Source organism: Erwinia oleae (assembly GCF_000770305.1).
GTDB lineage: Bacteria > Pseudomonadota > Gammaproteobacteria > Enterobacterales > Enterobacteriaceae > Erwinia > Erwinia oleae.
The window spans coordinates 1-8,485 of sequence record NZ_JNVB01000111.1 but is presented as its reverse complement, the minus strand read 5'-3'; the positions used below and the strand labels follow the sequence as shown (position 1 = coordinate 8,485).

6 protein-coding genes and 2 pseudogenes are annotated in these 8,485 nt (G+C 51.3%); 6 read left to right on the top strand and 2 right to left on the bottom strand.

The genetic code is table 11. The annotated features are described in order from the left end of the window. The 5 genes from GS12_RS21480 to clbS all read left to right on the top strand — a co-directional run. A partial coding sequence (locus GS12_RS21480) for a condensation domain-containing protein (RefSeq protein ID WP_084089815.1) occupies window positions 1-976 on the top strand: 976 nt, incomplete at its 5' end. Between the two features lie 29 nt (window positions 977-1,005). Then, window positions 1,006-3,465: a colibactin polyketide synthase ClbO gene (gene clbO, locus GS12_RS21475; RefSeq protein WP_034950715.1), complete on the top strand. Its 2,460-nt coding sequence runs from the start codon at window positions 1,006-1,008 to the stop codon at window positions 3,463-3,465. A 12-nt stretch (window positions 3,466-3,477) separates the two neighbouring features. Then, complete coding sequence (gene clbP / locus GS12_RS21470; RefSeq protein WP_152601467.1) at window positions 3,478-4,992, top strand: precolibactin peptidase ClbP; 1,515 nt, start codon at window positions 3,478-3,480, stop codon at window positions 4,990-4,992. After that, entirely contained in the window at window positions 4,985-5,713 is a 729-nt protein-coding gene (gene clbQ, locus GS12_RS21465) for a colibactin biosynthesis thioesterase ClbQ (RefSeq protein WP_072016939.1), read from the top strand. The genes clbP and clbQ overlap by 8 nt, the downstream gene beginning before the upstream one ends. 34 nt (window positions 5,714-5,747) lie before the next feature. Then, the gene (gene clbS, locus GS12_RS21460) at window positions 5,748-6,260 is read left to right on the top strand and encodes a colibactin self-protection protein ClbS (protein WP_034950721.1); all 513 of its coding nucleotides are present in this window, start codon (window positions 5,748-5,750) and stop codon (window positions 6,258-6,260) included. A 497-nt stretch (window positions 6,261-6,757) separates the two neighbouring features. On the opposite strand, the pseudogene GS12_RS25395 reads toward clbS, so the two are convergent. Together GS12_RS25395 and GS12_RS25050 are read right to left on the bottom strand one after the other, a co-directional pair. Further along, window positions 6,758-6,862, bottom strand: a pseudogene (locus GS12_RS25395) (IS110 family transposase); the annotation flags it as partial. 5 nt (window positions 6,863-6,867) lie between these two features. Continuing rightward, window positions 6,868-7,448: pseudogene (locus tag GS12_RS25050) on the bottom strand (transposase); the annotation flags it as partial. Between the two features lie 52 nt (window positions 7,449-7,500). On the opposite strand from GS12_RS25050, the gene GS12_RS21450 reads away from it, so the two are divergent. Beyond that, a partial coding sequence (locus GS12_RS21450) for an IS30 family transposase (RefSeq protein ID WP_034950709.1) occupies window positions 7,501-8,485 on the top strand: 985 nt, incomplete at its 3' end.

The following is an 8,485-nucleotide window of genomic DNA, read 5'->3' as shown; positions in this document are numbered from 1 at the left end:
CGTGACAAGTGGTCGAGTCTTTACGGCGGCCCTGTTGCGCGCCCCGCAGTCCGCGTCTAGCACGCTGGTACTCTGTGCCCATCACTTGTGCGTGGATATGCACTCCTGGTATTTGATCCTCAGCGCGCTTGACGCCGTCAACACTGTCAACGGCACCAGCAACAGTGGCCTGCATTGCTGGAACGACTATTTGGCGAGCAAAACGGTAGATCCCGCCACACAAGAGAACTGGCGCACGGTATGCCAAACGCTACCGCCGCATTTCCCACCCGTGTCACTGCCGGATGACACATTGCCTCGTACGCGCGCCTGGCGTGAAGACTTTCGCCATCCCTGCGTCGGGAGGTTGTTTGAATCCTGTGGGGATACTGCCTACAGCGCCGAAACCTATGTGCTGGCGGCGTTGGCGCTGGTGCTGCGTTACTACAGCGATGAGCCTTGGTGCCGTATCGAGATGGAAGGAATGGGGCGCGGCGGCTGGCCCGATGAGCCTGACGTTGCGGATACGGTCGGGTGGTTTACTCTGTTTTATCCTTGGGCGATCCCTCTGCATGGCGATATGGCGACACTGTTATCTGCGATCGCTGCCGATTTGGCAAAACGCATGCATGGTGGGGGAGATTATGGTCTGCTGCAAATGCGCCATGCACCGGAAGGCTCTCTTGCGCAAGGGATCCGAATGAACTACATCGGCGTGCAGGCGCAACCTCCGCTCCGCCATTTTCATATTGATCACTTACATAGTGATATCTATACCGCGCCTGAAAACACGCTCGGCTGCGTGCTGGAGTTTAATATTGCACGCTCGGCAGCTGATGGTCTCTCCTTCCACTGCCGTTTCGATCCCACGCGCATTGCGCTGAATGATGTGCAACTCCTGCTAACGCGCTACAAGAACAGCCTCACCGCTCTGGATGCCTGGCTGTGCCAACACAGCGCCACGCTGACGGGCGCGCCGACTTTGTGGACGCTATGAACACGTGCCAACCCTTAAGGAACACAACAATGGCAAAGGATGAATTTACCTGTGGCTCATTGGACATTGCGATTATTGGCATGAGCGGGCGTTTTTCCGATGCGAAATCGGTGCCCGAGTGGTGGGATAAGCTGCTGGCGGGTGAGGAACTCACTCAGCCGACATGCACTGAAGACGATAATGGGAACCCTTGGATTAGGCTGCGCAATATGATCACCGATCCCTATGACTTCGATGCCGCATTTTTCAATATTCCACCCGGCGAAGCCCTGTTGATGGATCCGCAGCAACGGGTATTTCTTGAATGCTGCTACAACGCTCTTGAGCATGCGGGCTATATTCCCACGCAGCTTAAGCGAGTCGGCGTCTATGGGGCGACCTACACCAATAACTATTTTATCGATCGCGTCTATCCATACCTGAAGAAGAGCGGCGATCACCGTTATTTTCAGGCGCAGATTGGTAACGAGAAGGACTACTTGTGCGCCCAGGTTGCCTACAAGTTGGGGTTTACCGGACCCGCTGTGAATGTACAGACTGCCTGTTCCAGCTCGTTGGTGGCAGCATATCTGGCATGCGAGGGATTATTGGCTTTTCAAGCCGATGTCGCGCTGGCGGGTGGGGCCACTCTGGGCTTTTTACAGGCGCACGGCTACAGCCCGCAAGGTGATAAGCTGGTATCGCAAGACGGCCACTGCGCCCCGTTTAGCGCTGACGCGACCGGCACGGTATACAGCAGCGGTGCGGGCGTGGTGGTGCTAAAACGCCTTGAGGATGCACTACGCGACCGAGACAGGGTGTATGCGGTGATTAAGGGAGGCGCGGTGAATAACGACGGCGGACGTCGGCTGGGGTTTGTCGCCCCCAGCGTAGAAGGACAGGTGGAAGTGATCAATACGGCGCTTGCCGCCGCAGAAGTCGTACCGACCGATATCGCACTGATCGAAACGCACGGTACCGGCACCCCGTTGGGTGATGAGATTGAGTTGGAGGCGCTGCACCGGGTTTTCGCACCGGCATGTGCGCCGCACAGCATTCAACTGGGTGCGGTAAAAGCCAACTTGGGGCATCTGGGGGTCGCTTCCGGTATCGTCAGCTTAATGAAAACCGCACTGACGCTGTATACCGGCGTAGTTCCCCCGCAGATCAACCTGGTACATAAACATAAAAGACTGTTGCAGCCAACCTCGCCATTTTATCTCAGTGATGTAGTGACTTTTGTCCCGCAAACGAAAAGGATCCATGCCGCCGTCAGTTCATTTGGGCTGGGGGGGACCAATGCACAGTTGGTTCTGCAAAACTGGTGCGAGACGCCTGCGCAAGCGGTGCAAGGTGATGAGCGCCGCCTGTTTTGCTTTAGTGCCAAAACGGCATTAGCACTCAAACAACAGTTGGATGCCCATTATCACGCGCTGGCGACCTATGCGGAAGCAGTTAAAGATCGTATCGCCTACACTCTCGCGCAGCGTCGGGCGCATTTCCCGTATCGCTGTGCGCTGGCGGCGCACAGTGTGGCGGCGTTGCGCACAAGTTTGGCGGAACGGCGGGATGCCGACATGCCTTTTACCCCCATCAGTGCGGAAAATACCTTGGTGTTCCTCTATCCGGACCGGGACGATAAGCTGGAGAGTGCCATGGCGCACCTGCTGGCTTGTCAACCTGACTTGTGCCAGCGGTACCAGCGCCTATCTCAGGACGTTGCGCAAATCTGCGTGCCAGCAGATTGGACGCCAGCGTTGCGCCAGTTTATCCAGCAGGTGAGTCTCAGCGAATGGCTGATCGGACAAAGTATCTCGCCTGCGCAGCACATCGGCTACCAGACGGGCGCTGCGGCGGCGCAGTATGTTGCGCGCATCCTCTCACTGGATAACGCCGTTCAGCAGGTGATCACGGCTGAAACGACACCGGAGCAGGCGCTGGCCGACAACAGTGAACTGCGCGAAACATTGGCCAATCTGGCGCTGACGGCGGGAACGTTGATTCTGGAAGTCGGTCGTGCGGGGACGTTTTCCGCGTTGTATCACCAGCATGCGCAGTGGGTTGGGCAAACGGTGTTTTCCCCCGTACTGAATACGGATACGCCTGAGGACATCTTGCCGCTGTTGGCGACGCTGTGGCAACGAGGAGTGACGGTTCGCTTACCGGAAATGCCTACCGTGCAGACCATAGGCTTACCCGGTTATTCGTTTGACCGCGTCCGGTATGAAATTCAGGCCAGCGAAGCGGAAGAGAACGCTATGCTGCCGGTGAGTTATTTGTCGGTCAGCGACTTTGCGGAGAAAACCTGGCGTTCGTTGTTATGCATCGATCATTATGACGAACAAGCGGTCATTTTCGAATACGGAGCGACCTCGATGCACATTATCTCTTTCGTCGACAGCTGTAACCACATTTATAAAATCGGACTGACCGCCGCCGATATTTACGCCAGACCCGCTATTCGTGAGCACAGTGAATATATCTCCGAATGTGTTGATGGTGTTTTATAAGACGTTCACAGGATGACAACGATGGAACACATTACCCGTAAAGCGTTATATCATCTCGCGTGCTGCGCGCTTGTGTTTATTTCCGCTGTGGGCGCTCGGGCGCAAGAACATGATCCTGCTGGTGCGCAAGATGAGCGCCTGTCGGCATTAATTAACCAACGGATGCAGGAGGCTAAGGTTCCTGCCCTTTCCGTGAGCGTGACCATTGCAGGGGCACGTCAGCGATTTGTCTACGGTGTTGCTGATGTGGCTGGCCAGACAGCGAATACGCTCGACAAGGTTTATGAGTTGGGATCGATGAGTAAGGCGTTTACCGGGCTGGTTGTGCAAATGCTGATGCAGGAAGGCAAACTCCGGCAGGGGGATGATATCATTACCTATCTGCCGGAGATGCGCTTGAATTATCAGGGAAAACCTATCTCCCTGACCGTGGCTGATTTCCTTTATCATACTTCAGGGTTGCCCTTTTCGACACTGGCCCGGCTGGAAACCCCTATGCCGGGGATCGCTGTGGCGCAGCAACTGCGCGACGAGAATCTGCTGTTTGCGCCAGGTACGCAGTTTAACTATGCCTCTGCCAACTATGATGTGTTAGGCGCGGTGATTGAAAATGTGACGGGAAAAACCTTTGCAGAGGTCATTGCGGAACGTCTCACGCAGCCGCTGGGCATGTCGGCGACTGTGGCGGTGAAGGGCGGTGAGACGATTGCCAACAAGGCGAGCGGCTATAAGCTGGGATTCGGCAAACCCGTCCGCTTTCCTGCCCCTCTGGCCCGGAACCATGTTCCTGCCGCCTATATTCATAGCACGCTGCCGGATATGGAAATATGGATAGACGCTTGGTTGCACAGAAAGGCTGTGCCGACAACGCTGCGTGAGGCGATGGATAACAGTTGGCGTGGTAATAGCGATGTCCCTCTTGCCGCAGACAATCGTATCCTCTATGCCAGCGGTTGGTTTATCGACCAGAATCAAGGTCCTTACATCAGTCACGGGGGGCAGAATCCGAACTTTTCTTCTTGTATTGCGTTGCGACCGGAACAGCAGATTGGCATTGTTGCGCTGGCAAATATGAATTCGAACCTGATACTGCAGCTCTGCGCGGATATTGATAATTATCTGCGCATTAACAAGTACGCTGACGGCACTGGTGATGCGATTGCTGCTAGCGATACCCTTTTTACCTACCTCGCGTCGTTGCTGTGTTTCCTGGTGGCGGTGGTGGTGGCGCGCGGGGTTTTCCGTGTTTATCGCGCAACGGCCCGTGGCGCTGGAAAACCGCAGCGACTACGTTTACGCGTACGCGACTATGTCATCGCCTTGGCGGTTCCTGTGCTCGTGGCCGCCGTGCTCTATGCCGCACCGGGTATACTTTCTCCAGGGCTCGACTGGCGTTTTATCCTATTATGGGGACCATCGAGCGTGTTGGCGATGCCGATCGGGATTATCCTGTTGGCTTTCGTTTTGACATTAGATCATCAAATTAAAAGAATTCTATTACGCAGCAAGGAGTGGGGGGATGAGTAATATCAGTTTGTATTGTTTGCCATATTCAGGCGGATCCGCCGCCATGTACTATAAATGGCGTAGCGTGCTATCGGACAATATTACCTTGCGGCCTTTAGAACCTGCGGGGAGGGGGGCGAGAATACGCCAGCCGCTGTGCCTTACGATGGCGGATGCCGTCGCTGACCTCTATCAACAATTTGTGAAACACCATACAGGTGGAGACTACGCCATTTTTGGACATAGTCTCGGAGGGATCATGGCCTTCGAACTGGTGCATTATATTCTCGAGCATGGGCATGACATGCCACGCGCGCTGTTTTTTTCCGGCTGTCGCCCGCCCGATCGGGTCTCTCAGGATACAGATACAATACTGCATACCATGCCCGATCAGGCGTTTATGGAAGAGATCGTCAAGCTCGGTGGAACTCCGGTTGATGTCTTTCGTAATAAAGAGTTAATGGCGATTTTCACACCTATCATTAAAAGCGATTATCGGCTCTATGAACAGTATGTATTTCAGACCAAAGTGCGTACGTTAACCTGCCCGTTCGTGCTATTTCATGGCGATGCTGACAGCCTGATTATGCAGGATGAATTACTTGCGTGGAAAAAATTCACCACACAAAAGACACGGACCATTATATTTCCCGCTGCCGATCATTTTTTTGTCGATAAGCATTTTGAACAGGTAGTAGGTTATGTGAACCAGACGGTTGAATCACTCGAAATAGCAGGGTAGAAAGAGTTGTGTAACTATATAGGGAGTAATGTATATGGCTGTGCCAGAATCAAAAGATGAGTTAATTAAAGCTATCAATAGTAATTTTTCTTTATTAAATAAGAAGCTAGAGTCTATTACGCCCCAACTCGCCTTTGAACCTCTGTTGGAAGGGCACACTAAGGGGACTACGATCAGCGTGGCGAATCTGGTTTCCTATCTGATTGGCTGGGGAGAGCTGGTGCTGCACTGGCATAACCAGGAGGCAAAAGGAAAAACTATTATTTTTCCTGCGGATGGGTATAAATGGAATGAATTGGGGCGTTTAGCACAGAAATTCTACCGTGACTATGAGGATATTACGGAGTATGAAGTTTTATTGGCACGGTTAAAGGAAAACAAGCAGCAACTCGTGGCTTTGATTGAGCGATTCAGTAACGACGAGCTTTATGGTAAACCTTGGTATAATAAATGGACCCGAGGGCGGATGATTCAATTTAATACAGCTTCGCCTTATAAAAATGCTTCTGGAAGAATAAATAAACTAAAAAAACACATTATTGCATAATGTAAAGTAGAGAGGGTGTGTCCATAGCTCTGTATGATTGCTATCGAATTAAAGGTGATCGTTCAGATGATTACTGATCTCGGTAATAAAACGACGCATAATTAGTCATTAGTTCTGGGTTGGCTATTTTTTGATCAGCAGAGGCGCAGGTAGGATTATTTTTCCTTTTTAACATGCTTGTTCCTTTAAGTTTTTTACGAGGTCAGACCCGGCGGAAGTCATGATGCTGTTACGACTAAATAGCTATATGGACACCTCTCCGATGCAAGTAACGGCAGATCTTTTTCTGACAAAGTAGCCACACACATATATCCGGCTTCGTGAGCTCTGATGAACATCCGCACTCTCTGTCCTCATTAGTGCCACGGCTTACTACAGCCCAGCTATCTGTCGGGTTTACAGAGATTCGGTTCTACTTGTCAATACATTAACTCTTTGGACTTTTTAAAATCAGTAAGTTACGTGGTTATATACTCTGTTTTCTGATTTACTAGCGCCTAGGCTATACGCGCATTTTTGTTGGCCAACGCTACTACAGCCTTATTTACGCCGCTTCGGGCAATGATACCTTTCAGCCTTCGCTGAAGACTTCCACACCGCTCTTTACTTTGTGTATCCGGTAATTATCCAGAATTAATGTGGTGGTTTCCGCTTCGCTGTAACGGGCTTTAAGCCCCTCTAACAGGCTGATAAAAAGAATGATTTCTTACTGGTGCCACTGACATAACTGACTTCACCTGTTTTGCTGTTCAGGACTCCCGCAAGGTAATGTTTTTCATTGATTCCGGGTGTAATAACGCGTTTTTGCTGCCTATGTAATTACCAGTCAGCGCCATTTTTAGGATTGAGGTCGATATCTAGTTCATCCTCGTATAACACCGGATGTTTATCACTGCATTCACTCAGTACTTTATTAATGGCTGCCATTTTTTCCTCTTTCGCCAACTCGGGAATACGCAGCGTGGGAGCTGCCCTGAGCCACACGAAACTGGCAGAAGACAGCCATCGTCGGACAACGCCGTGGTGAAGAGTCAGTCCTGTTATTTCATTGATTTTTAAAGTTAAAATATCACTGCACCAGCGTGAGCGTTGATAACCAAAATCACCGGGTGAAAACTGAATCAACTTCCGCAGCAGTGTAAAGATAAGTACAGTGGGCCAACGAAGAGGCCGCCCAGATGGCAGTGTGAGTTCAACGGGTCGATGCAACGCTATCCTTAATCAAGGGGGGGACGTTGCAATGAAACGAAGAACGCGCATTTACTACACGCCCGAACAGAAAGCGATTATCTGGGACAGATATAAGCAAGGTGATTCTCTGCATGATATCGCCAGAATGTTCGACAGATACCACTCTTCTATAATGCCCACTATTCACCAGACTGGTGGATACCGTCCCCCTGTCCGAAAGCGACACCGGTTAGCGCTTTCGCTGGATGAAAGAGAAGAGATATCCAGAGGGCTTGTAGCAAAACGCAGCATCAGGGACATCGCTGCCAAATTATCAAGAGCTCCCTCAACGATTAGCCGCGAGATCAAGAGGAACGGAGGTGCAAAACAATATCGTGCAGCAAAAGCGGATGCTACTGCACGGGAAAGTGCCCTGAGACCAAAACCCTGCAAACTAATTGAAAGCCCCACATTGTGTAAAATCATTGCAGAGAAGATGCATCAGGACTGGTCGCCGGAACAAATCGCCGGTTGGCTAAAACGCTGTTATCCGGATAATCAGGAAATGCATGTGTCACACGAAACAATTTATAAAACGCTTTTTGTACAAACCCGGGGAGCATTAAAAAAAGAGCTGCAGCAATGCCTCAGAAGCGGAAGAGCAGTGCGTAGATCCAGAACGTCATCGCTTAAAGGGAAGGGATTAGGGTCAATTCCGAACACGATACCTATCAGCGAAAGGCCACCTGAGGCCGCTGACAGAGCCATTCCAGGTCATTGGGAAGGTGACTTGATTCAGGGCTCGAAAAACTCCTATATCATCATCCTCGTAGAACGTCATTCCCGTTTTGTTATGCTGGCGAAGATCAGAGACAACAAGACCATAACGGTTATATCTGCACTCATCAGACAAGCCCGGGAATTACCTGCTGAGCTTTATAAAACATTAACTTGGGATCGTGGCGCTGAAATGACCAGCCACACACGATTTACTGTAGCGACAGACATTCAGATTTATTTCTGTGACCCTCAATCTCCCTGGCAACGTGGCTCAA

Bases quoted from the DNA above. Each gene is read 5' to 3' on its own strand.
- clbO (WP_034950715.1), top strand. From the start codon at position 1,006: ATGGCAAAGGATGAATTTACCTGTGGCTCATTGGACATTGCGATTATT.
- clbP (WP_152601467.1), top strand. From the start codon at position 3,478: ATGACAACGATGGAACACATTACCCGTAAAGCGTTATATCATCTCGCG.
- clbQ (WP_072016939.1), top strand. From the start codon at position 4,985: ATGAGTAATATCAGTTTGTATTGTTTGCCATATTCAGGCGGATCCGCC.
- clbS (WP_034950721.1), top strand. From the start codon at position 5,748: ATGGCTGTGCCAGAATCAAAAGATGAGTTAATTAAAGCTATCAATAGT.